This is a genomic window from Paenibacillus glycanilyticus (assembly GCF_023715145.1).
Taxonomy (GTDB): Bacteria; Bacillota; Bacilli; order Paenibacillales; family Paenibacillaceae; genus Pristimantibacillus; species Pristimantibacillus glycanilyticus_A.
Map to the genome: position 1 here is coordinate 377730 of NZ_JAMBNP010000004.1, position 22145 is coordinate 399874.

General features: G+C 50.2%; 24 protein-coding genes, 1 pseudogene and 1 other annotated feature. Of the genes and pseudogenes, 4 read left to right on the forward strand and 21 right to left on the reverse strand.

The features are described from left to right. Positions 1–278: 278 nt before the first annotated feature. The 16 genes from M3194_RS14190 to M3194_RS14265 form a co-directional block, all read right to left on the reverse strand. Positions 279–1757 carry an Lsa family ABC-F type ribosomal protection protein gene (locus M3194_RS14190; protein ID WP_251654726.1) on the reverse strand — a complete coding sequence of 493 codons (1479 nt, stop codon included), beginning with the start codon at positions 1755–1757 and terminating at the stop codon, positions 279–281. A gap of 281 nt (positions 1758–2038) precedes the next feature. After that, positions 2039–2653 (reverse strand): dienelactone hydrolase family protein, encoded by a 615-nt coding sequence (locus M3194_RS14195; protein ID WP_251654727.1) that lies wholly within the window; start codon positions 2651–2653, stop codon positions 2039–2041. A 16-nt stretch (positions 2654–2669) separates the two neighbouring features. Further along, positions 2670–4712 carry a transglycosylase domain-containing protein gene (locus M3194_RS14200; RefSeq protein WP_251654728.1) on the reverse strand — a complete coding sequence of 681 codons (2043 nt, stop codon included), beginning with the start codon at positions 4710–4712 and terminating at the stop codon, positions 2670–2672. 124 nt (positions 4713–4836) lie between these two features. Further along, on the reverse strand, positions 4837–5163 hold the full coding sequence (locus M3194_RS14205) for an AzlD domain-containing protein (protein WP_251654729.1): 327 nt from the start codon (positions 5161–5163) through the stop codon (positions 4837–4839). Then, positions 5154–5879: an AzlC family ABC transporter permease gene (locus tag M3194_RS14210; protein ID WP_251654730.1), complete on the reverse strand. Its 726-nt coding sequence runs from the start codon at positions 5877–5879 to the stop codon at positions 5154–5156. Before M3194_RS14210 ends, M3194_RS14205 begins: the two co-directional genes overlap by 10 nt. A gap of 68 nt (positions 5880–5947) precedes the next feature. Then, complete coding sequence (locus M3194_RS14215; RefSeq protein WP_251654731.1) at positions 5948–6415, reverse strand: DMT family transporter; 468 nt, start codon at positions 6413–6415, stop codon at positions 5948–5950. After that, complete coding sequence (locus M3194_RS14220) at positions 6412–7116, reverse strand: Crp/Fnr family transcriptional regulator (RefSeq protein WP_251654732.1); 705 nt, start codon at positions 7114–7116, stop codon at positions 6412–6414. The genes M3194_RS14215 and M3194_RS14220 overlap by 4 nt, the downstream gene beginning before the upstream one ends. 35 nt (positions 7117–7151) lie before the next feature. Further along, positions 7152–7577, reverse strand: coding sequence for a DMT family transporter (locus M3194_RS14225; RefSeq protein ID WP_251654733.1), 426 nt, complete (start codon positions 7575–7577; stop codon positions 7152–7154). Positions 7578–7685: 108 nt separating this feature from the next. Next, positions 7686–7958 carry a hypothetical protein gene (locus M3194_RS14230; protein WP_251654734.1) on the reverse strand — a complete coding sequence of 91 codons (273 nt, stop codon included), beginning with the start codon at positions 7956–7958 and terminating at the stop codon, positions 7686–7688. A 97-nt stretch (positions 7959–8055) separates the two neighbouring features. Continuing rightward, entirely contained in the window at positions 8056–8781 is a 726-nt protein-coding gene (locus M3194_RS14235; protein WP_251654735.1) for a class I SAM-dependent methyltransferase, read from the reverse strand. 38 nt (positions 8782–8819) lie between these two features. Next, on the reverse strand, positions 8820–9386 hold the full coding sequence (locus M3194_RS14240; RefSeq protein ID WP_251654736.1) for a methylated-DNA--[protein]-cysteine S-methyltransferase: 567 nt from the start codon (positions 9384–9386) through the stop codon (positions 8820–8822). 106 nt (positions 9387–9492) lie between these two features. After that, positions 9493–9960: a cupredoxin domain-containing protein gene (locus tag M3194_RS14245; RefSeq protein ID WP_251654737.1), complete on the reverse strand. Its 468-nt coding sequence runs from the start codon at positions 9958–9960 to the stop codon at positions 9493–9495. Between the two features lie 21 nt (positions 9961–9981). After that, positions 9982–10182, reverse strand: coding sequence for a twin-arginine translocase TatA/TatE family subunit (gene tatA / locus M3194_RS14250; protein ID WP_091182983.1), 201 nt, complete (start codon positions 10180–10182; stop codon positions 9982–9984). Positions 10183–10197: 15 nt separating this feature from the next. Further along, on the reverse strand, positions 10198–10941 hold the full coding sequence (gene tatC / locus M3194_RS14255; RefSeq protein WP_251654738.1) for a twin-arginine translocase subunit TatC: 744 nt from the start codon (positions 10939–10941) through the stop codon (positions 10198–10200). Beyond that, on the reverse strand, positions 10938–12659 hold the full coding sequence (locus tag M3194_RS14260) for a GMC family oxidoreductase (protein ID WP_251654739.1): 1722 nt from the start codon (positions 12657–12659) through the stop codon (positions 10938–10940). Before M3194_RS14260 ends, tatC begins: the two co-directional genes overlap by 4 nt. 17 nt (positions 12660–12676) lie before the next feature. Continuing rightward, positions 12677–13450 (reverse strand): gluconate 2-dehydrogenase subunit 3 family protein, encoded by a 774-nt coding sequence (locus M3194_RS14265; RefSeq protein WP_251654740.1) that lies wholly within the window; start codon positions 13448–13450, stop codon positions 12677–12679. 219 nt (positions 13451–13669) lie between these two features. Here M3194_RS14265 and M3194_RS14270 point away from each other — a divergent pair, with 219 nt between their 5' ends. From M3194_RS14270 to M3194_RS14280, 3 genes and pseudogenes are all read left to right on the forward strand, one after another. Next, complete coding sequence (locus tag M3194_RS14270; RefSeq protein ID WP_251654741.1) at positions 13670–13999, forward strand: PadR family transcriptional regulator; 330 nt, start codon at positions 13670–13672, stop codon at positions 13997–13999. Next, positions 13986–14549 carry an HAAS signaling domain-containing protein gene (locus M3194_RS14275; RefSeq protein ID WP_251654742.1) on the forward strand — a complete coding sequence of 188 codons (564 nt, stop codon included), beginning with the start codon at positions 13986–13988 and terminating at the stop codon, positions 14547–14549. The genes M3194_RS14270 and M3194_RS14275 overlap by 14 nt, the downstream gene beginning before the upstream one ends. Continuing rightward, positions 14539–15345: pseudogene (locus M3194_RS14280) on the forward strand (DUF4097 family beta strand repeat-containing protein). The gene M3194_RS14275 and the pseudogene M3194_RS14280 overlap by 11 nt, the downstream one beginning before the upstream one ends. A gap of 54 nt (positions 15346–15399) precedes the next feature. Here M3194_RS14280 and M3194_RS14285 read toward each other — a convergent pair. From M3194_RS14285 to M3194_RS14300, 4 genes are all read right to left on the reverse strand, one after another. Beyond that, positions 15400–16350 (reverse strand): D-2-hydroxyacid dehydrogenase family protein, encoded by a 951-nt coding sequence (locus M3194_RS14285; RefSeq protein ID WP_251654743.1) that lies wholly within the window; start codon positions 16348–16350, stop codon positions 15400–15402. An 81-nt stretch (positions 16351–16431) separates the two neighbouring features. After that, entirely contained in the window at positions 16432–17517 is a 1086-nt protein-coding gene (asd, locus tag M3194_RS14290) for an aspartate-semialdehyde dehydrogenase (protein ID WP_251654744.1), read from the reverse strand. 111 nt (positions 17518–17628) lie between these two features. Continuing rightward, positions 17629–17902 (reverse strand) — a binding site (T-box leader). Between the two features lie 57 nt (positions 17903–17959). Further along, entirely contained in the window at positions 17960–19165 is a 1206-nt protein-coding gene (locus M3194_RS14295; protein ID WP_251654745.1) for a multidrug efflux MFS transporter, read from the reverse strand. A 37-nt stretch (positions 19166–19202) separates the two neighbouring features. After that, positions 19203–19769 carry a cysteine hydrolase family protein gene (locus M3194_RS14300; RefSeq protein ID WP_251654746.1) on the reverse strand — a complete coding sequence of 189 codons (567 nt, stop codon included), beginning with the start codon at positions 19767–19769 and terminating at the stop codon, positions 19203–19205. 127 nt (positions 19770–19896) lie between these two features. Between M3194_RS14300 and M3194_RS14305 the strand changes: the two genes are divergently transcribed. Beyond that, on the forward strand, positions 19897–20511 hold the full coding sequence (locus tag M3194_RS14305) for a TetR/AcrR family transcriptional regulator (protein WP_251654747.1): 615 nt from the start codon (positions 19897–19899) through the stop codon (positions 20509–20511). A 69-nt stretch (positions 20512–20580) separates the two neighbouring features. Here M3194_RS14305 and M3194_RS14310 read toward each other — a convergent pair whose 3' ends face one another. Further along, positions 20581–22107 carry an FAD-dependent oxidoreductase gene (locus M3194_RS14310; protein WP_251654748.1) on the reverse strand — a complete coding sequence of 509 codons (1527 nt, stop codon included), beginning with the start codon at positions 22105–22107 and terminating at the stop codon, positions 20581–20583. Positions 22108–22145 lie beyond the last annotated feature (38 nt).

The following is a 22145-nucleotide window of genomic DNA, read 5'->3' on the forward strand; positions in this document are numbered from 1 at the left end:
TAAACACACTCCTTCTCGATTATAAAAAAATCTCGAAAATAAACGTTTGACATTTGACAACCCGCAGCGCCGCATGGTATTATAAAAGTGTAGATAAGATGTTCTAATTATGTCTTATTAAAATTACGGCTCAGAGATCTTTTTACTATAGCATGATTCTTTATGATGTGCAATCATTTGTAGACCCCTGTTCTCTAGACAGGGGTCTTTCTATTTGCACCGTGCAAAAGGCCGCCCCTCTTCATAAAGGGCGGCCTCTTGCCGTACGCCGGCAGACATCACAGCTCGACGATTTTGGTTGCGATATTTTCGCAGAACGCGCGGTCATGCTCCACGAACAATATTGTCGGCTGATGCTCCAGCAGCAGGTCCTCGATCTGCATGCGGGAGATAACGTCAATAAAGTTAAGCGGTTCATCCCATATATGCAAATGAGCTTTCTCGGATAAGCTTTTTGCGATCAGTACCTTCTTCTTTTGTCCTCCGCTGAAGGCGGAGATATCCTTCTCGAACTGTACTCTGGAGAAATCCAGCTTACGGAGGATCGCCTTAAACAGACTTTCGTCAATTCCATTGTCCCTCGCGTAATCCGTCAAATTCCCTTGCAGATGGGACGTATCTTGAGAGACATACGAGATTTTCAGCTGGCTCCCTTTGCGGAACGTTCCGGAATAAGTCAGGTCCTCCCCGCAAATGAGCTTAATAAGGCTGGACTTGCCGGAACCGTTCTTGCCGGACAACGCGATGCGTTCCCCTTGCTCAATCGTGAAGCTGATATCCGAGCATACTTCCTTCTCGCCGTAATAGATCGAGACATGCTCCAGCTCGACAAGCTGGGGCTTATGATAAGGCAGCTGCGATATCTTCAAGCTCTCCGAGCTCTCGAGGTTCCGGAGCAGCTTGGATTTCTCTTCAATAGCGGATTGCTGTCTCTGCTCCATCGATTTCGAGCGCTTCATCATTTTCGCCGCTTTATGCCCGATATACCCTTTATCCACTTTGGAGCCGGAGTTTCTTGTGCCGTTTTTGGACTTCTCTACCTCATGCGACCAGTTATTCGTGCGTTTGGCTGCTTCGTTCAGCCGCTTGATATCTTTCCTGAGTTTATCATTCTCAGACAGCTCATAGTTATCCTGCCGCTCCTTGTTCTCCCACCAGTCGGAGAAATTGCCTTTCTGAATCTCGATATTCGTCCTGTTGATGGTAAGAATATGGTCAACGCAGTTATCCAGGAAAGTTCGGTCATGGGAGACCAGGATGAAGCCGTTCTTGCTATTCAAATATTGGCTGACCAGCTTTCTTGCGTTCATATCCAGATGGTTGGTCGGTTCGTCAATCAGCAGGAAGCTGTTCTCTTTCAGAAACAAGGCTGCAAGCAGTACTTTCGTCTGTTCCCCGTTAGATAAGGTATCAAACGGCCGGTACAACACATCATCGGATACCTGAAGCAGCGTCAATTCGCGAATAAACTCCCACTGCTGATAATCCGGATAAATCTCCTCGACGACATCAGTCGTCAGATATTCCGGATGCTCCACATGGAACGGGAAATATTCAAAGCTTACGCTTGACGAGATATTCCCGCTGTATTCGTACTTGCCAAGCAGCAGGTTCATAAAGGTGGTCTTCCCTCTGCCGTTCCGTCCTGTAAAACCAAGCTTCCAGTCCGTATCGATCTGAAAGCTTACATGTTCAAAAATATTATCGTAGCTGCCGTCATGGGCAAACGTAAGGTTTGTAACGTTAATCAGTGACATCTGAATTCCCCCCGTAAATCAAAAAGAGCTGCAAGAAAGTTACCTTTCTCACAGCTCAAATAATACGGCTAATCCAGCCCCTGCGCGTACACAGGGATAGACAGGGTTATTCATTGAGTGAAAAAGATGTAGTAACTTTCCCGCGCATAAAAAAATAAAACAACCCTAATCGCTGAAGGCTCTGGTTAGTTTTATTGATTTTTATCATCGCAAGAAAATCCTACATTTCTTCAACCCCAATCCTTAAATTACAGGTATCTTAACATACCCGTTGTTCGAATTCAACCGATGGATTTGAAAAAATGTAGCATTTTCCCAAAGGCTTCATCCGCCGAGGCTTGGACATACTTAGCGGAATACGGATCGCTGAACCCGTGCTGACCGCTTGATTTATGCACTTGTACCCCCGGTTTATCCTGCAGATCCGCGATCAGTTGATCCACGTCAAAGGATGGCTCTGACTCCGGATAGAACAATAAAGCCGGACAAGCTGGAATTATCTCCTTGTAGCTCCGGATCCGGGAACCATAGTATCCTGCCGCGCCGGAGATATTCGGATTCGTGCTGCACATCCAGGCAGCCGTTGCTCCAACGCTGAACCCAACCACGTAGACATTCCGGTAACGATGCTTCAGCTCCCCGGCTAATTGAAGGATGGTTGAGGCCGCCTTTTCAAATCCGACATGGGACATAAAATAGCTGTATGCCTCCTGCTCCTGTTCATAGGGAAAAGGTTCACCCCGATTAAGCAGATCCGGTCCAAAAACATCATAGCCGTGCTTCGCGAGTGCTGAACATATCGAAGAAAGATGATTATTCAATCCATAAATCTCATGAACGACAAGGATTGCGTCTTCGGAACGGTTTCTGATCTCAATCATCGTTGTTGTCGTCATCCTAATCCTCTTTTCCCTAGCCTTTGCCTTTATGGTCCGCGTCATGCCTGTCTTTCTTGTCTTCTTTCCCCGGCTTATCTTTGCCCGGATGGTCAGGTTTAGGCTTCTTGCCCGGTTTTTCCGGTTTGTCCTCTTTTGGTTTATCTTCTTTCTTAGGCTTTGCCGGCATCCCCGGCGCTTTAGGGAACGCCATGACGGACTCCCCCGCAAGAGCTTCACTCATCAGCTTCTGGAATACGGCCGCAGCCGCTTTGGAGGTCGTCGTCAAATAATGATTCGCATCGGTATGATCATATCCGAGCCATACGGCCCCAACAAGCTGAGGGGTATAACCTACAAACCAATTATCCTTCATCCCTTGACCGCCTGTTCCCGGCATTTCGGTTGTGCCTGTCTTGCCGGCAACCGGCCGGTCTCCAAGCGATGCCGCATCACCCGTTCCTTCCTTCACAACGCCTTCAAGCATCGCGGTCATCGTCTGGGCAACCCCCGGCTCGGTTACTTTTACGCTGCCGATTGTCCCGGCATCCGCGATAATCTCCCCTTCGGCTGACTCCATTCTTGTAATGGAGTGCGCGGGAATCCGGGTCCCGTCATTGGCAAATACGCCAAACGCCTCCGCCATGTCAAGCGGGGATACCCCTTCCTGAAGACCGCCAAGCGCCAGGCCAAGCGTCCTGTCCGCATCGGTGAGCTCTATGCCGAATCGTTCAGCCGCTTCCATTCCCGCCTCTATTCCCATCTCATTGAGAAGCGAGACCGCCGGTATATTATAGGAATGAATGACGGATTCATAGATCGATACTTCGCCATGATAGCTGCCGCCGGCGTTTCTAGGCTGATAGCCTCCGAAATTAACCGGTTCGTCCATAATCGTATCCTCTGGCGTATACCCCCGTTCTAGTGCGGGCGTGTAGACGGAGATCGGCTTCATCGTGGATCCCGGCTGGCGTTTCAATTGAACGGCCCGGTTAAACCCGCGGAAGGGCTGCTTGCCGCGTCCGCCAATAAGAGCCCGGATTCCTCCATCCCGAGGATCAACCAGCACGGCTCCGCTTTGAATAAGCTGATCGGAGCTGCTTGCGGGGAATATACTGTCCTGCGAATAGACCTGCTCGGCAGCCTCCTGCATCTTGCTGTCCAAGGTTGTATAAATCCGCAATCCTCCGTGCAGCACTTCATTTTCCGTTAATCCGTATTTCTGGCCTGCCTCCCGAATCACCTGATCGATGAAATAAGGGTATTTGATGGAATCGCTGCTGCTCGGTTTCGAATCGCGAATATGAAGCGGCTCCTTAATCGAACCGTCGTAGGTCGCCTGATCAATCTTGCCTTGATCCTTCATCAGCTTCAGCACCACGTTCCTGCGGGCTTTCGCCTCTTCGGGATGGCTGTACGGCGAGAGCGCGGAAGGTGCCTTAATGATCCCCGCAAGCAGCGCGGACTCTGCAAGAGTAAGCTCGTCAACTTGGTTGCCGAAATACACCTCGGATGCTTTCTTGATCCCCCAAGCCCCTTCTCCAAAATAAATCTGATTCAGATAATAAGTGATAATCTGCTGCTTATCATAGTTTTTCTCGATTTTCTCGGCGAGCAGCAGTTCCTTCCATTTCCTCGTCCAGGTCCGTTCCTGGCTAAGAAACACGTTCTTCGCCAGCTGCTGCGTGATGGTGCTGGCTCCTTGAACCGTCTTGCCGTTCGTGAGGTTGGTCAGCATGGCGCGGCCAATCCCCTGAAGATCGGTGCCGCTGTGCTCGAAGAACCGTTTATCTTCGACAGCAACAACCGCTTCGATCAATGACTCGGGCAAGCTGTCATAGCTGACGGCCTCGGCTTTTTTCGGCGAAATTCGCAGCGCTTCCTCTTTGTCCTGATCATAAAAAATAGTAGCCGCGGGCAGCGGCTCCTCCAACAAAGACACATCTTGCCTTGTTACCAGCATGTTGAAGATAACCACGCACGCAGCGGCAAGCAGAAGACCTGCGGCAATAACGGCAAGGGCAACTTTTTTCCAAACGGTTCGTTTCTTGGCTTTCTTGTGATGCATAGCTGATCTCATACTACTTCCTCCAAGCTTTCAAGCAACAACCTGTTACTTTTGTCTTGGATAATAGTTCGCAGGTGACACCGTTTTTCTGTACGTTTGGACTAAAAGAACAAAAGCCTGCGAGTTTCGCAGGCTTTCATAACCATATCCGCAATAGCATGACGGTTACAACGCCAACGATGATCGTTCCTAGCAGGCTGCGGGTATAAACAGCGACAAGGAACGTCGGCAGCGCTGCTAATAATTCAACATTGTCCCTTAAGGAAGCCAGCTTCCCGTCTGTCATCAGCAGTTCGTCACCCAGCAATGCAGCCATAACCGCGATGGGTATATAACTTAACCACCGCATCGCCAAATCCGGAATTTGCAGTCGGCTGAGCACGACTAGCGGCAGTACGCGCGGAAGAAAAGTAACGAATGCGGCACCAATAATCATAGCAAGTATATCCCATTTTATTTCCATCGTTCTATGAACACTCCTATTGTTGCTGCGGTTACGGTAGCGATAATAACGGCCACGCTTCCCGATGTCACCATGCTGACTCCAACCACGACGAGAACGGCGCACAGGATGACGATCAAATCTCTTGCCAGCTTCTTGCGCCCTATTAATTGCAATACCAGCAATCCAATGAACATCGCGGACAAGGCGAAATCGAGCCCAAGCTTCTCCGGATTCGTAATCCATTGGCCAAGGAAGGCTCCAGCCATCGTTGCAAGGATCCAATTCAGATAAGCCGTCACGTTTAGGCCGTTCATCCATGATTCGCTAAGCGTTCTTGTATGGGATGCCTTGTTGATGGCAACGCCAAAGGTCTCATCCGTAAGCAAAGAACCTATGAGCATGGTCTTGAAAGCCGTCAAATGACGGAAGTAAGGCGACACGGCCGCGCTTAACAGGAGATGGCGAAGATTCACGATAAACACGGTAAATATAATGGCCGCTATCGAACCTTCCGCCGCCACCATTCCGGCCATAATGAACTGTGCGGAACCGGCATAAATCAGGACCGACATGAGAGTAACCTCCATCACGCTTAGCCCCGAGGTGTGACCAACAACTCCCGCCGCGAATCCAATGCTTAGATAACCTAATAGCGTCGGAACGCAATCCTTTACCCCTTGAAGGAAGCTTTCCTCATTCCTGTCCATTCTTAGCTGTACGTTCTCTTGCTGCATGTACTTCCCTCTCTTACATTAAACTATCATTCTATCTTAGCACAAAAATAAGCCGCCCTTCATGCGGCTTACGAGATTTCATGCAACAGTCGGATCTTCTCCTTGGGCTTGGATTTGAACAATAATAGACCAACGATGAGTGCGGTTACGCCAACTGCTTTTTGTGCCGTGAAGGGGACCTGCTCCAAGTCGAACCAGCCCGCGGAGTCCCACCATAATGCGCATAGAAGCTGGGAAGCCATTACGATTGTGGTCGCATAGCTTGGGCCAAGAAGCCGGACACCTTTCACCACGCAGGTCACCACGCCAATCCCAACTAATCCGCTGAACCAGAACCATGCGGGCATCGCCTTCCAGTCCCAGAAGTCCGCTCCTTCAAATAATACTCCCATGCATAGGGAAGCCACAAACCCCATCCCGAGCACAAGTGCCGTTGTGGTATGCGAGTGAACAACCGTATTCACTTTGTTGTTGAATAAGGTCTGAACGCTGATTAGCGCTCCAGCCATCAAAGCAAGCAGAATCCCTGCGATCATGAGTACTCCTTCCTTTCTCCGTTCTCGTATATATTCCGTCCAGCAGCAGCTTCAAGACCCTTGCGGTCCTTCACAAGCAAAGTGCCGCGGCTTCGTTCGATCAGATTCATCTTGCATAAGCTAAGAATAATCCGGTTCAAATGCCGGTAGCTGGTGCCAATCAGATTCGCCATGTCCTTCAAGCTAGCGGTGCTGACTATCGCATGATCGGCTGTCGTTACCGAGAGAAGGTAACTCGCAAGCCGTACTTCTACCGGATACAGAAGATTAAAGCTTAGCGATACCGATTTGTTATAAAATTTTTCCGTGACCAGATGCAGCATGAATTGAAGAAACGGTACTTCCTCCCTGTACAGCTGCAACCAGCGTTTATGAAAGCCAACCGCCTCCACCGGCGTGACCGCCGAGACGGTATTCAGATTTTCCATTTCGCTTAAGCATTCTATCTCCCCAATGACGCCAAGCGGAGAAGTGAAATTAACAAGCAGCGTATTGCCATCGGCAGATGTCGTAAAAACCTTGACTTTTCCGCGCATGAGAAAAAAGATAAATCCCGGTACTTCGCCTTGCGTGCAAAGGGCTTCCTCCGGTTCAAACCGGTACAAAGCCAAATGCTGTCGAAGCGAGCTTGGGAAAACATCATCCAGCGCATATTGATTCAGGTAACGGTGAATCTGCTCGGCATCCCCAATTTCTTTCATATCGGCAACTCCCTTCTATTGGATATTTTATCCTCTCAGAAGGATAAACATAAGATGCCGGTAATCATCAGCGCGATCCCAATCCATTGCGGCGTTCTGAGTTTTATCGCGGCATTCCCGTACCAGCCCGCTTTCTCCATTCCTAACGTGGCCAGAATCTGTGCGATCAGAACCGCCGATACGGTCACCGCAGCACCATTTTGGTGAAAAGCGGTGATGTTGCTGAAAATAATAAAGGCTGCCAATGCCCCTCCGAACCGGTAAGGCAGCTTCACTTGACTCAGCTTTTTCCACGACCGGTCCCCCGACAGCCATACGATTAGCAACGCGGCAGCAAATCCCGTGCCTTGCGTAAGCACGGCAGCCTGCCAGCTGCCAAGGTGATCGCCAATCGCCGCATTGGCTGTACTTTGCAAGGTGAGGAATACACCGCCCAATACAGCATAAATAATGCCTTTCATTCTTCGACTTCCTCCTCGTTTGTTCTGCTCTCCTTATTTAACGATGAGCCGCTGATTTCTAAAAGGACATATGTCCTAACGGACAAATAAAAAAAACATCATTGCCTCTTAAGCAGCGATGCTTTCCTTATCTTTCTCTTTTATTTCATTAGTATTGCCTTGCATTTGATTATTCATATCGCGAAGCTCTTGCAGCATGGTATCGAGTTCGGATCGAAGCTGGTGAAGATCATTCTTGCAAAGGAATTGAAGCTTATCCAGTTCGCTTGTGCTCATATTGCCCATTCGAATTTGATAAAGCAGCTTGTACTGCATCGATTCGCTTTCGCTGATCCGGTATTCCGGCATTCTTGCGGGTTCGTTTTTTTGTTGTTTGATCATTTGTTTGGGCTCCTTTATGTTTTTTTCTAGCATAAAGGAACTATATTAACCATGTATTTGTCCTGTGTTAGATCCATATTAACTTTTGAGCGTATTGTTATTTCTGTGCTCGCACAATGAGAAACCAAGGATACGTCATCAAACGATCATACCAGCGTTCATACCAGTCAGCTGCGCCGGGAAGATCGATAAACGCCTTGCTTGGCTGCGGTTCGATCATTTGATTCAGCGTAAAATGCTCCGAGGTCGCGTTAACGATATCCATCATCGGTCTCCGGTAGAAGGTGACCTCGACCGGCCCCGTTTCTTTCTTCTTCCATACATCGGTCAATAGTTCGTGAGCGAAATAATCCGGACTTTCGAATTGCTGATAATCCATAAACGGATGATGAACCGAAAATTGCAGTATGCCTCCCGGCTTCAAGACGCGGCGAAATTCGGAAAAGGTGGGTCCCCAATCTTTGACGTAATGAAGGGTGAGCGAGCTGACGATGACATCGAAGGATTCATCCTCAAAGGGCAGCGGCTGACTGAGATCGCAGACGGATATGCGGGCTTTGTCCCCTACCCGTCTTGCGCAAGCAGCCGCCATCTCCGGACTTAGATCAACCGCGGTCACTTGCGCACCTCGTTCTGCGAACTGTGCCGTATACCAGCCGGCAGCGCAGCCCGCATCAAGGATCGTCTTGCCCGTCAGATCGACCGGCAACAGCTTCATCATCGCCGGTCGTTCGTAAAAGGCATTATGCCCGCTGCTATGATCGACGGCTTGTTCATACACAGCCGCAAGTTGGTCGAACGCTTGGACGACTTTTTCTTGCATGAATGATCTCACCCCTACTTCAATTTGAACAATATTTATTAGAACCGATATTTCTCATGTCCAATGTTCTTAAAAGACTGCACGCCTTCCAGATGAAGCAGCTCTTCCTTCATTTGCAATCCGCCTCTAAAGCCAGTGAGCGTATTGTTCTTCCCGATTACCCGGTGACACGGAACTACGATAGGAATCGGATTCCTGCCATTCGCCGTTCCAACCGCCCGCACAGCCTTAGGATTACCGACACTCTCCGCGATCTCCGCGTAGCTTCTCATCTCTCCGTACGGGATGTTAAATAAAGCTTGCCAGACCAAATTCTGAAACGGAGTTCCGCGGAAATCCAAGGAAAAGGTAAATTTCTTCCGGCTACCTTCCAGGTATTCCTGCAATTGAAGCTTATAAGGCGCTACCTTCGCTGGTTCTTGCGTAAGAATGGCATTCGGAATTTTCTTCGTCACCCATGCCCGAACATTCTCCATAATCGACTCGTGAGGCAGCGTTACTTGAACTAAACCCTTGTCGGTTGCGACCAGATAAATAGGCCGGTGATGCAAAACGGGATGAACCAAGGTATCCCAGTACACCAGCGTTGATTGAATGTTGCTCATATCCCTTGCCTCTCCTCTAATTCCCTGAAGTATAAGGACAATCTTATCACTTCAACCACAAAACAAAAAGCCGCGAAATCCGCGGCTTTCAAAACTTTTTATTCTTTTATTCAACGATCAGCTTGCCAACCATCTTGCTGTGTCCGGCACCGCAGACGACGGAGCACTGGAATTCATGCTCGCCGGCTTTGTCTGCCGTAAATTCGGCTGTTCCGTTATTTTCTTTAATGTCTACATTAAAGTCCGGAATCGCGAAGCCGTGGAAGCCTTCCGCATTGTTTAGCGTAATTTTGACTTTATCGCCCTTCTTGACTCGGATCTCGGGCTGGTCAAATTCGAAGTTTGCCGCTTTGACGGTAATTGCCTTCTGTCCGCCTCCGCTCGCAGCATTGTTTCCTGCGCCGGCATTCCCGGCATTGTTGCCTGTTCCCGCATTGTTGCCCGTTCCGGCATTATTGCCCGTTCCGGTATTGGCGGTATTGTCATTCTTGTCTGAGTTAGAACCGCAGCCTGCAGCAGTTCCCATTACGGTAACGGCAAGCGCGGCGATCATAAGCAGCTTACGGATCTTCATAGCAGCTGTCTCCTTTTAGCGTTAGTTTTTGGACTGGTCCAGCTCGATAATGTTGGATTTGGCTTCAGGTTCGTCGTCCGCGATCCCTTTGGTGGAATTCCGGAATTCCCGAAGCGTATCGCCAAAGGCCCGCCCAAGCTGCGGCAGCTTTGCCGGTCCAAACACGATCAATGCGATGGCCAGTATAATAATCAGCCCAGAAACCCCTACGTTGTTAAACATAACATACCTCCATAATCAAGTTGTTTGTACGGCAAGTTTCCGCTTATAGTAACGCGTCGAGATAAAAGCGCTGATCTCGAAGAGTATGATCAGTGGAACGGTCACGGACAAATGGGATACAAAATCCGGAGGTGAGATAAGTGTTCCCACAACCGCCAGACCTACATACGCGTATTTTCGTACCTGCTTCATCTTGTCTGGAGTGAGCATCCCGATTCGGGTCAGAAAAGTCATGGCCAGCGGCATTTCGAATGCCACCCCCATTGGCAGAAGGAAGCTGATCAGAAACGACATGTAATGCTGGATGCCATATACCTCTTGCGCGCCCATCGACTGATTCAGCTTGACCATGAACCGGATCATCATCGGCAAAGCAACCGTATAGCCAAACATTACACCGCTAATGAACAAAACGGATGAAGTTGGAACGTACACCAGCGTGCTTTTTGCTTCGGCATCCGTCATGCCCGGCCTGGCGAACGCCCACAGATGGTACATCAGAAAAGGCAGCGTCAGGATGATTCCGACGAGCAGCGCGCATTTCATGTATACCGCAATGCCGTCCGAGAGCGCGAACACGCTCCACTCCACTTCAATTGAACCCAAATGTCCTTTTACAAAGGTCAGTATTCTCGGCGCTGCGTAGAGACCTATGCAGAGGGAAGCTATAAACCAGCCGGCTACATAGATGAGACGCTTGCGGAGCTCCGACAGATGACTGATTAGATCGCTGTCGATCGTACCCGTCTCTTTACTCACACGAGTGAACCGCCTTTGTCCAAATATTTCTGAATGCCTTCCGCTGTCCGGTATGCCAATGCGCCTACCGTTGCCGTCGGATTATATCCGCTGTTATGCGGGAAATTTGAGGCGCCGCAGATAAACACATTTTCCGCATCCCACATTTGCAGGTAGTTGTTGACGACCGAGGTTTTGGGATCAGATCCCATTATCGTTCCTCCCGTGTTATGGGTAGACTGATAAGGAACAATGTTATATTGCTTGATGGAATCATGAACCTCGGTTTTGGTCGCTCCCATCTGATCGGCAATATCCTTCGTTTTCTGGGCAATAAATTTCACAAGCTCGCGGTCCTGATCTTCGAAGTCGAAGGTCATCCGGATAAGCGGCATTCCAAAGGCATCCTTATATTCCGGATCGAGATCCAGAAAGTGATAACGGTTTGGCATGCTGGCGCCTTGCCCGGTAACGGACAACACCCGATTCGAGTTGTGAACCGAAGCTTTCTTGAATTCGGCGCCCCATTTCGGCGTACCGGCCGGAACCGGCTGATACTGAATCGGCCGCAGTCCCGTCTGCGTGAAGCGGATGTTCGCGCCGTGCAGGAACTTGAGATCAGTATGATCGAAGTTGTCGCCATTGAAATCATCGATGCTGCTGCCAAGTGCCCCCGCGCCCATTGCCAGGTTGAATTCCCGGTCCTCATAAAAGGCGCTGGTGCTGGCACCGTTCACCTGATAGGCATAGTTTCGCCCAACAGCCCCCGTATCGGTCTCGGGATCATAAGGTCTGCCCAGCTTGGAGAGAAGCAGCAGTCTTACATTCGTAAACAGATACCCTGCCAGGATGACAACGTCCGCAGGCTGCGTGTATTCTTCCCCGGTAGGGGTATGTACATAGGTCACGCCGGTTGCCTTTTTGCCATCGTGAATGATTTGGGTCACGTTGGAATGCATGCGAAGATCAAGCTTTCCTGTTTGCTTGGCGACCGGAAGCACGGTAACCACGGGGTCTGCCTTCGCGCCGTACTCACAGCCGAACCGCTCGCAGTAGCCGCAATATTGGCAAGGCGCTCTCTCGATCCCGTCCGGATTTTTGTATACCTCGGTCAGGTTGGCCGAAGGAATAACATACGGGTGATAGCCAAGCTTCTTCGCCGCATCTTCAAACAGCTTCATCCCCGGGGATTTCTTCATCGGAGCCGTAGCGAACGGAGTTGACATCTTGCCGATATTAGACGGAACCTCTTTCTCCCCGGAAATGCCGGCCATCTGCTCGTACTTCACGAAATACGGCTCGAGCTCGTCATACGTAATCCCCCAGTCGCGTATGGTCATGTTCTCCGGAATCTTCTTCTTGCCATAACGCTCAACCGTCTTGCTGCGGATTTCGAAATCATAAGGCAGGAACCGGTAGTATTGTCCGTTCCAGTGAACGCCTGCTCCTCCTAAGCCTTCGCCTAGCAGGAATGAGCCATAGGTCCTCATCGGCAATGCTCTCATTTTCATCGTATTGCGGAACGACACCGTTTCTTTGGACAAATCCTGCATCAGCTCATAACGGGAGGCATAGCGGAGCTCGTCATGAACATGATAATAATCCTGCGTATCGCGGCTTTTGCCCCGCTCCAGGCCAACAACGGATATACCCGCTTTCGTAAGCTCTGCAGCGATAATACCGCCGACCCAGCCCATACCGACAATTACGACAGGTACTTTTGGAAGTTTAGTCGCCATACTGCTTCACCCCTTCTCTACCCTAGTTCAAGATGATCATGCAAGCTTAACGGTTCAAGCTTTACGAATTCTTCTTTCTCGATGTACTCGGTGTAGCTCATCTGGTTGCCGGGGAAATTCCTCATCTTCCAGCCCGCCATATTTCGATTTCCTCCGTACAGAGGGTCAGCGTATGCCCCCTCCAGCGTCAGATTAAGAAACATGGCAAAGAAGTTAGAAGCCGGAACATCCTTAATCTCCGTCTTGTCCGTTTCAAAAGCAGTCAATACGGCATCCTGCTCTTCCGGCGCAATCTCGACGAACAGCTTCTTGTATTTCGCCGTGCTGTATTTATTCATGGCATCCAGACCAAGCGCAATCAGCTCTCTGCGCTTAAACACCAGCTGATAGCCCTGCGTGGCCTCCGCCTTATAATAAGGCGGCTGCATATAATCGCGGGAATTCGTGCCAAAGGCGCTGGCCATCTGATGGTCGATAAAAAACGCTACCCCCAGCTCCTTCGCTCCCGGTCCCAGATCATCCTTGGGGAACAGCCGCTCCGCAGCCGCTTCGGCTGTTAGAAACTGATCCTGATTGAAGAACATCAGCGCCTGGTTATAGTCTTTGGCGTCTGCTGCCGGTTGCTTGGCTGCCGGAGCCGGCGTTTCTTCCTCCGTTGTTTTGTTCAGATTCGAGCCTACGAGTCCGCCGATAACTCCCCCAAGAACTACCCCGCCAAGTGCCGTGCCCGAATATTTGAGAAACCTTCTGCGCGATTCGTCCTGAGGCTGATTCGGTTTATCATTCGCCATGTTTGTCGTCTCCTTGCTATCCGATTTGGAAGGTTTTCTAATTTTCTTCCAATTGATGCAAAATTATTCATGCGCCTTCTTGCTGCAGGTCTTTTCTTTTGTTTAGTACCTTGCAATAAATAATACTGAATGGTATATTGTATTGGCAGCATCAATAGTTATAAACAGGTACTGTTCAATGTATAGTACCATGCTATAAATAAACGAGGTGTCCACCCATTGAATGTCCAATTTAAAAAAGGCGTTTTGGAGCTGTGCGTTCTAGTCATGCTGGATAAAAAAGACCGGTATGGATACGAGCTGGTCCAAAAAATATCCAGTCAGATCGAGATTTCAGAAGGCTCTATCTACCCGATTCTCCGCCGCTTGACGAATGAAGAGTACTTCACAACCTACTTGCGGGAATCCACGGAAGGCCCTTCGCGTAAGTATTATCGGCTCACGGACAAAGGAAGAACCTACTTGTATGAGCTCATAACCGAATGGAACGAATTTGCGAGCGGGGTCAATCAATTGATTAAGGAAGGTGTGAACAATGACGAAGGATAAGTTTTTGCAGCAATTAGAAGCCGAGTTAAAGAGGCTCTCCCCTGTAGAGCGCGCGGATATTTTGCTTGATTACGAAGAGCATTTTTTGTTCGGATTAGAGGAAGGCAAATCGGAAGAAGCAATTGCCGGTGCATTAGGCTCTCCTTCCCAGATCGCTAAAGAAATCCTTGCCGGTTATCATGTGAAGCGTGCTTCGGCAAACTTGTCGGCCGAAAGCGTGATTCGCGCGGCATGGGCCGTCATCGGATTAAGCTTTTTCAATCTGGTTATCGTGCTTGGCCCCGCTCTTGGAGTAGCCGGGGTTATACTGGCGGGTTGGGCTGTCTCGCTGACCTTCCTGGCCTCTCCGCTTCTGGTTGTTGTCGAATGGCTTTTTTACCCTGACGGCTTCATGCTCTTTGATCTCTTCGTCTCCATTGGCATGTGCGGAATAGGCATCCTGCTCGGGATGGTTATGCTGTATGTCACCAAGGCGTTGAAAAAAGCGCTGATCGGTTACCTGAAATACAATGTGTCTCTTGTTAAAGGAGGGCTGAGGCATGACAACTAGGAAAAAGCTATCGGCTCTAGCGGCGGCGCTCATTGTTATTGGCCTTGCGGGCAGTCTGCTTACTTACCGTTTCGGCAATGAGTGGACTGAAATCGCGGAGCAAAAAACGATCCCCGGCGCGCAGGTTGCCGCCATTGATATCCGCACCGATAATACGCGCGTTGAGCTATTGCCATCCGACAATCAGGAAATAAATATTCAATTAAACGGAAAAGCGATGTCCAATGACCTTCAGCAATTAAGCGTTAATGTAACGGATTCGACCCTATCTGTTTCCGTCGATAAAGAGAGGGACAAATGGTTCAACTTCAATATCGGCGATAATACGTTAACGCTGACCATCACTCTTCCGGAGAAGCAATATCAGAGCTTGTAACTCGCAAATAATAACGGCTATATCGCAGGGAAACAGCTTGACGTTGCCTCGGTCGTTGCCTCTACGGACAATGGCCGAATCGAATTAAGCGACATATCCTCGCAAGATGTACAGTTGAAAGCCGATAACGGAAAAATTAAGCTGGACCATGTAACGGGAGTGCTCGACGGAAGGACCAAAAACGGCTCCGTAACGGTGTTGACCAAAGAGTTAAATCAGAACATCACGCTTGAAACCAACAATGGCAGAATTCTGATTCAAACCGAAACGGATCCTGCAAACGTCACCTTCCTCACTCATGTGGATAACGGAAGAGTGAATATCCTGGGCAAGTACAAAGACAGCAGCGTTATTGGAAACGGAAAGACTCTAATTAAGCTTACTGCAGACAATGGCAGCATTACGGTGAAGAAACCGTAACAATTCAAAAATCCGCCCCTTCGTGACGAAGGAGCGGATTTTTTTGGCCTTGGCTTAACCTAGTACGTTCACCGGCGAGCCGGCTAAGTAAGCTTCAATATCCTCTACGATCCCCTTGTAAAACCCCTGGTACGCCGCTTCCGTTACATAGCCGATATGCGGAGTCGCAAGGACATTGGACAGCAAGCGGAACGGATCGTCCTGCGGCAGCGGCTCCTGCTCGAACACGTCAAGCCCTGCCCCGGCAATTCCGTCGCGGCGAAGAGCGTCGATCAAGGCTTCCCGGTCTACAATGGGTCCGCGCGAGGTATTGACAAGAAAGGCCGTCGGACGCATCCGCTTAAGCTCTTCCGCGCCAATTAAGCCTCTCGTGCGGTCGCTCAACACAAGATGAATGGAAACAATATCGCTGCTCTCGAGCAGCTCCTCCTTAGAGGAAGCCAGCTGAACACCTGCCGCTTCCGCTTTGTCGGGGGTCAAATTCTGGCTCCAGGCCATAACCTCCATGCCGAAGGCTTGTCCAATCCTTGCTACGTTCGAACCAATATGGCCGAGTCCAATCAGACCAAGACGTTTACCCTTCAAATCCACCCCGATCGTGCTTTGCCAGCCGCCGCCGCGAACGGCTTCATTCTCAAGAACAAGCTTTCTCGCTAGACCAAGAATAAGCGCCCAGGTCAGCTCGGTTGTTCCTTCTCCTCCTCCCCTTGTGCCGCATACGGTAATGCCTAGCTCGGCGGCAGCCGCAAGATCAATGGAGGCGTTGCGCATTCCTGTCGTAACCAGTAGCTTTAGTTTGGGCAGACGCTGCAGGAGATCGCTTCGGAATGGCGTTCTCTCGCGCATGATAACGATAATCTCGCAATCTTCAATTGCGGCGACAAGCTCTTCCCTATCTTCGAAATGACGATTAAACGCATGAACCTCAAGACGGTCCGTCAGTTTCGACCATTCCGCCATACTTAAAGCCACATTCTGGTAATCATCGAGAATTGCGCATTTCATAATAACACTCCTCCTCTTCTAAATAGCAAAACAGCAAGCTCCTTGCCATCGGTCTGGGGGAGCTTGCTGCATCATATCTTATTATTTTGGTTGAATGTATCCTTCCGCTTTGAGCAGTTCGGCGATCAATACCGCGCCGCCGGCTGCACCGCGAAGCGTGTTATGCGACAAGCCCACGAATTTGAAATCATACAGCGAGTCTTCGCGCAGACGGCCAACGGATACGCCCATGCCTTTTTCAATATCGCGGTCGAGCTTCGTTTGCGGTCTGTTCTCTTCTTCGAAGTACGTAATGAATTGCTTAGGCGCGCTTGGCAGACCCAGCTCTTGCGGACGTCCTTGGAACTCGGACCAGCGGGCAAGAATCTCTTCCTTCGAAGGTTTGTTCTCGAATTTCACGAATACGGTAGCAAGATGTCCGTCAGTTACGGGAACGCGGATGCATTGCGTCGTGATATGCGGCGAGCTGGCTTTTACCACTTCGCCATTCTCTACCGTGCCCCAGATACGAAGCGGCTCCTGTTCGCTCTTCTCTTCTTCGCCGCCGATGTATGGAATAACGTTGTCCAGCATTTCCGGCCAGTCGGTAAAGTTCTTTCCGGCACCGGAAATCGCTTGATACGTCGAAGCGACAACCGTAGTCGGGTTAAATTCGCGCAAAGCATTAAGCGCCGGCACGTAGCTTTGAATCGAGCAGTTTGGTTTAACCGCGATAAAGCCCGTTTCGGTACCAAGACGTTTTCTTTGCGCTTCGATCACTTCGAGATGCTCCGGGTTAATTTCCGGAATAACCATCGGTACATCCGGCGTCCAGCGGTGAGCCGAGTTATTGGACACGACCGGTGTGCCTGTTTTGGCATAAGCCTCTTCCAGCGCCTGGATTTCTTTCTTAGGCATATCTACTGCGCAGAATACGAAATCAACGCCTGCGGCAACCTCTTCAACCTTCGAAGCGTCCTGCACGACAATATTTTTCACTGCTTCGGGGATTGGTGTATCAAGCTTCCATCTGTTCTGAACGGATTCTACGTACGTTTTGCCTGCCGAGCTTGCGCTCGCCGCAATCGCGGTTACTTCGAACCAAGGATGCTGATCCAGCAATTGAACGAAACGCTGGCCAACCATGCCCGTTCCGCCAACAATACCAACTTTAAGTTTTTGTGACATAAGGTTTTCAAATCCTCTCCGTCTGATTTTATATGCCGTACCTTACATGTATGCGGTATATTTCCCTTTGCTTGCAATGAAATAAAAAAATCCCACCCCCAAGACCGTAGTCTCAGGGACGAGATTGGAATACTCGTGGTACCACCCTAAATTCGCGGATATGTCGCCATATCAGCCTCTTCGAGTACGGCATTGCAATCTTGCGATCCGGATGCTTATACTCTAGCTCTGTAACAGGAGCTCCTGTCGCACCATCCCCTGGATTGCCGGTTCCGATGCGCTGCTCAGAGTCTTTCTTCAATAAATAACTCTTTGCCCCTTTTCAGCGTACCGGAGCTCTCTGGGAAAGAATTGATTTATCTACTCGTCTCGTCAATGCATTTCATATTGCAGTTATAATAACAAAAATCCATTCCGAGGTAAACCCATTTTCGCAAAAAAATTAACGGCTTTCAGCCGCTCTCGCATTCAGCTTCTTATAGGCTTTGAAATAGACCCACATGGCGTTAAGCAGCAGAATAGCGCCCGTCGTGAGGAATACATATCTTAAACCAAGCCATGCCGCAATCTGGCCGCCAAGCACGGAGCCTCCGAACACGCCAAGATATCCTGCCGACATCGTTAATCCGAACATTCTGCCCGTCAGGGCATCCGGTGTTATCTTCTTGATCAGAATGTTAACGGACGGGTTAAGCCCCCCTGCCGCAAGCCCCAAGAGGAACCGGAGCGCCATAAGCTCCCAAGGCTGATGGACTAAGGCTTGCGGAGCAAACAACAGACCCGCAACAATCAAAGCGAACAGCATGACCTTATGTGCGCCGATCTTGTCCGACAGCCTGCCTAGCCTTGGCGCAGCTATGATGTTCGCCAGCCCGGATGCGGAGAATATGAAGCCTGCCAATAAGGCAACATGTTCGGTATTGCTCGTCAGACTTGTGACATACACCGTCAACACCGGCTCAATGGAATACATGGCAAACGTCAAGGCAAAGTACGTAATGAACAATGTAACGGTAAGGTTCTTCTCGGGAATACTGCTCCATATTTCTTTCATTTTCTGCGCCTTTTTATCTACTCGAACGAAATTCTCTTTCACGAACAATAGAGTCGTAATGAATGCAATCAATAACAGCAGGCCGGTAATAAAGAATACGTTCCTCATGCCAACATGCAATTCAATAAATCCGCCGATGGACGGTCCTAGCAAGGAGCCCGCAATCCCTGCCGTAGACAAGGTTCCAAGCGCCCAGCCGGCATGGGATTTCTCGGTCTGGGTAGCGATCAGCGCCGTACAGGCCGAGGCGTATCCCGTAATGATCCCCTGCAGCAAGCGAAGGCCAATCAGTTCATACACATTCTGGGCAAAGCCCATGCTGAATATGACGATGGCCATGCCAAGGCTGGCCCTCAGCAGCATCGGCTTTCGCCCGTATTTATCGGCTGCGATTCCCCATATAGGGGAAAACACAGCCGACAGAATAAAGGTAATGCCAAACGCAAGCCCGGAATATTGCTCGATCTTCGCGGTATCCGTAACGCCAAGCTGATGGATATAAAGCGGCAATACCGGGGCGATCTGGCTCATGCCGATGCTTGCGACGAACACGCCGAACCAGCAGACGAACAGGTTTCTTTTCCAAATCGGCATACCCGTCAGCCCCCTTCAATATGCACCCTGCCGAATCTTACGATAATGTCTCGATCCAAGCATCTACGGTCTGAACCTCGGCCTGCCGCGGGAAGACCTTCTCCGTAAGAACGCGGTGAACCTCCGGGTCCGCATCCAAACATGCATCCTTCAATACGGTAAGGGCATAATCCTTGTCCGCCGCTTCGCGCACCGTAGTCAAGACAACCCCGCTTGTCGAGATGCCGCTGAGAACAAGATGGTTGATCTGTTTGGCCCGCAGAATAACCTCCAGATTGCTTCCCGCAAAGGCGCTGATCCGGAACTTCGTAACAACCGGTTCGCCTGGCTGAGGCTTGAAGGAATCATGGATTTGAGTGGCTTCGTCCTGGATAGTCATTCCTCCATATTGAGCAACGGCTGAGAATGACTTATTGCGGGGGCTTACTTCCGGATATCCTTCATTAAAGGCCACACGTACGTAAATGACCGGAATCTCCTTTGCTCTTGCAGCTTCTATCGCTTTCTTGAAAGGCTCCAATACTTCCTTGTTTTCCGCAAATCGCGATACTATCCCGTTCTGCAAATCCATGACCAATAATGCCGTGTTTGGTTTCGGGCTCATTTGTTATGCACACTCCTAGTCATTATGATAATATTAAGCGGAGAACTCTCCTCTTGATAGTAAACGGAGACCTCTCCGTTTGTCAACCAAACCTACTTTACTCCAATTCGCAAGGAAGTGAATCGGCATGAACGAAGAAGAGACAACTCCTCCGCCAAAGCCAGAACGCCGGGATGCTGCCGAGAACCGTCAGCGCATTCTGAATGCGGCTCTGCAGCTGTTCGAACGGCATGGCGTGGAGCAAGTCAGCATGAATCAGATAGCGGCGGAGGCCCAGATCGGACCGGGAACCTTATACCGCAGATACCGCAATAAGAGCGAGCTGTGCCTGGATCTGATGAAGGATAATCTGGTCATCTTGTTCGAGGATATTTACGCTTACCTCGAAGATAACCGCAGCGACGCCCCTGGCTCCAGACTGCGGGGAATTCTAGCCTTATTTATGAAGTTCCGGGAGAAGAAATCCCAGCTGCTGCGGGGAGTGGAAGATTCCTCCCAAGCCAACCGGCCAAGCTCCAGAACAAAAGGCCCTCTCTATCACGAGCTGCATGAAATTCTAGTCCAGCTGTTTGATGAGATGCTGGCCGTATCCGGACAATCCGGACCAAACAGCGTATTCCGCGCCGACATGCTGCTAAACGGCGTTAGCAGCGAGTCTTATCTGTTTCAGCTGGAAGTGCGCGGCTACACGACGGAACAAATTCTCGAGCATCTCTGCGATACTTTTATTACCGGCCATTGATTATAGAGCAGAAAAAACCAGCCAGATTCCCGAAAAGGGAATACTTGCTGGTTTTTATTCGTTAGTATGTTATAGCCGGACCAGCGGCTTCTCGGCCGGTCCGTCAATCACATCACCCGTAATGGAGAACCGGGAGCCGTGACAAGGGCAATCCCAGGTCCTCTCCCCGTTGTTCCATTCCACTTCGCAGCCCATATGGGTGCAGGTCGTATCCACAAGAAACAGCCGACCGTCTTTATCCCGGTATCCGCCTGCCCTGCGGCCATGAATTTGCACCACGCTTCCTTCATCCTTCTCAAGCTGTTCCGGACGTTTCTTGACGTACTCCAGCTTTCCTGCGATCAGATGCTTCGCCACATCCGCATTGTCCGCTATCAGCTTGCCCACCGTCTTCCACGACACGGAGCGTGAAGGAGAGAATAAGCCTTCATAAGGATTTTCCCGCTCCAGGATAAGGTCCCGGATCAGCAGGGCAGCCGCCGTCCCGTTGGTCATTCCCCATTTCCGAAAGCCCGTCGCAATCCATACGTTAGAAGCCGAAGCCGTTATCCGACCGATAAAAGGAAGCTTGTCAGCCGTAGCGAGATCCTGCGCCGACCATCTGTAAGCAATCTCTTTGAGCTTGAACTGATTCTCCGCGAATTTTCTGAGCTCTTCGTAATGATTGATCGTACAGATTCCCTGCCCCGTCTTATGGCTCTGTCCCCCTAGAATAATCAGCTTGTTCTGGTCATCCAGCGGCGCGTAGCGGATGGAGCGCTTCGGATCCTCCGCGCTCAAGTACATTCCGCCGGGATACTCGTCTTCCACCCGCAATCCAAGCACATAGGAGCGATCGGCGTGCATCCGGGCGAAATAAAATCCCATGCCGTCATAGAACGGAAAATGCGTGCAGGAAACGACGTATTTGCAAGTAATCCGATGACCGTCGCTCGTCATGACTTTAGGCGTATCCACCTGCTCCACATCCACGGCTGTCGTATGCTCATAGATCCGGCCGCCTAGCTTCTGGAATTCCCGGACCAGCTTGAGCAAATAGTTAAGCGGGTGGAACTGCGCCTGACCATCCATTCGTACTGCTCCAAACAACGGCAGCTGCAGCGGCATGCGATCCAGATAAGCACCCGGAATGCCAAGCTCCTGATAAGCCTTCGCTTCGTTCTCCACCTTGACGATATAGTCCACATGATGGGTATAGACGTAGGCGTCCTGCTTCGCATAGCCGCATTCAATCTGATGCTTCTCGATCGTTTGTTCGATAAAGCTCATGGCATCTTTGGCCGCCTGATAATATAACCTTGCTTTTTCCTTGCCTTCCGAGCGGATAAGCTCGTCGAATATCAGGTCATGCTGCGCCGTTATTTTCGCCGTGGTATGGGCCGTTGTCCCGTTCAGGATCTCGCCGGCTTCCACCAATACGACACGCAGTCCCTCTTGGCTTAACAGATACGCCGTTGTTATTCCGGAGATTCCTCCGCCCACAACAACAACGTCCGCTTCGCTGTCTTGGGTCAGCTTCGGACACTTGGGGCGCTCCTCCTGGGTTGCCGTCCAGTAGGACTCCGGAAACTGCGGCAGGTCTTTATGATACGACATCGTTATGCTCCTCTCGTCAACTGCTCGATTTCCTTAAT

What these genes read in the sequence shown, in the direction of transcription:
- M3194_RS14245 (WP_251654737.1), bottom strand. Translation starts at nt 9,960, where the DNA reads ATGAAGATCCGTAAGCTGCTTATGATCGCCGCGCTTGCCGTTACCGTA.
- M3194_RS14195 (WP_251654727.1), bottom strand. Translation starts at nt 2,653, where the DNA reads ATGACGACAACAACGATGATTGAGATCAGAAACCGTTCCGAAGACGCA.
- M3194_RS14275 (WP_251654742.1), top strand. Translation starts at nt 13,986, where the DNA reads ATGACGAAGGATAAGTTTTTGCAGCAATTAGAAGCCGAGTTAAAGAGG.
- M3194_RS14265 (WP_251654740.1), bottom strand. Translation starts at nt 13,450, where the DNA reads ATGGCGAATGATAAACCGAATCAGCCTCAGGACGAATCGCGCAGAAGG.
- M3194_RS14210 (WP_251654730.1), bottom strand. Translation starts at nt 5,879, where the DNA reads ATGCAGCAAGAGAACGTACAGCTAAGAATGGACAGGAATGAGGAAAGC.
- M3194_RS14305 (WP_251654747.1), top strand. Translation starts at nt 19,897, where the DNA reads ATGAACGAAGAAGAGACAACTCCTCCGCCAAAGCCAGAACGCCGGGAT.
- M3194_RS14300 (WP_251654746.1), bottom strand. Translation starts at nt 19,769, where the DNA reads ATGAGCCCGAAACCAAACACGGCATTATTGGTCATGGATTTGCAGAAC.
- M3194_RS14220 (WP_251654732.1), bottom strand. Translation starts at nt 7,116, where the DNA reads ATGAAAGAAATTGGGGATGCCGAGCAGATTCACCGTTACCTGAATCAA.
- M3194_RS14200 (WP_251654728.1), bottom strand. Translation starts at nt 4,712, where the DNA reads ATGAGATCAGCTATGCATCACAAGAAAGCCAAGAAACGAACCGTTTGG.
- asd (WP_251654744.1), bottom strand. Translation starts at nt 17,517, where the DNA reads ATGTCACAAAAACTTAAAGTTGGTATTGTTGGCGGAACGGGCATGGTT.
- tatA (WP_091182983.1), bottom strand. Translation starts at nt 10,182, where the DNA reads ATGTTTAACAACGTAGGGGTTTCTGGGCTGATTATTATACTGGCCATC.
- M3194_RS14295 (WP_251654745.1), bottom strand. Translation starts at nt 19,165, where the DNA reads ATGCCGATTTGGAAAAGAAACCTGTTCGTCTGCTGGTTCGGCGTGTTC.
- M3194_RS14310 (WP_251654748.1), bottom strand. Translation starts at nt 22,107, where the DNA reads ATGTCGTATCATAAAGACCTGCCGCAGTTTCCGGAGTCCTACTGGACG.
- M3194_RS14235 (WP_251654735.1), bottom strand. Translation starts at nt 8,781, where the DNA reads ATGCAAGAAAAAGTCGTCCAAGCGTTCGACCAACTTGCGGCTGTGTAT.
- M3194_RS14230 (WP_251654734.1), bottom strand. Translation starts at nt 7,958, where the DNA reads ATGATCAAACAACAAAAAAACGAACCCGCAAGAATGCCGGAATACCGG.
- M3194_RS14225 (WP_251654733.1), bottom strand. Translation starts at nt 7,577, where the DNA reads ATGAAAGGCATTATTTATGCTGTATTGGGCGGTGTATTCCTCACCTTG.
- M3194_RS14205 (WP_251654729.1), bottom strand. Translation starts at nt 5,163, where the DNA reads ATGGAAATAAAATGGGATATACTTGCTATGATTATTGGTGCCGCATTC.
- M3194_RS14190 (WP_251654726.1), bottom strand. Translation starts at nt 1,757, where the DNA reads ATGTCACTGATTAACGTTACAAACCTTACGTTTGCCCATGACGGCAGC.
- M3194_RS14215 (WP_251654731.1), bottom strand. Translation starts at nt 6,415, where the DNA reads ATGATCGCAGGGATTCTGCTTGCTTTGATGGCTGGAGCGCTAATCAGC.
- M3194_RS14240 (WP_251654736.1), bottom strand. Translation starts at nt 9,386, where the DNA reads ATGAGCAACATTCAATCAACGCTGGTGTACTGGGATACCTTGGTTCAT.
- M3194_RS14260 (WP_251654739.1), bottom strand. Translation starts at nt 12,659, where the DNA reads ATGGCGACTAAACTTCCAAAAGTACCTGTCGTAATTGTCGGTATGGGC.
- M3194_RS14285 (WP_251654743.1), bottom strand. Translation starts at nt 16,350, where the DNA reads ATGAAATGCGCAATTCTCGATGATTACCAGAATGTGGCTTTAAGTATG.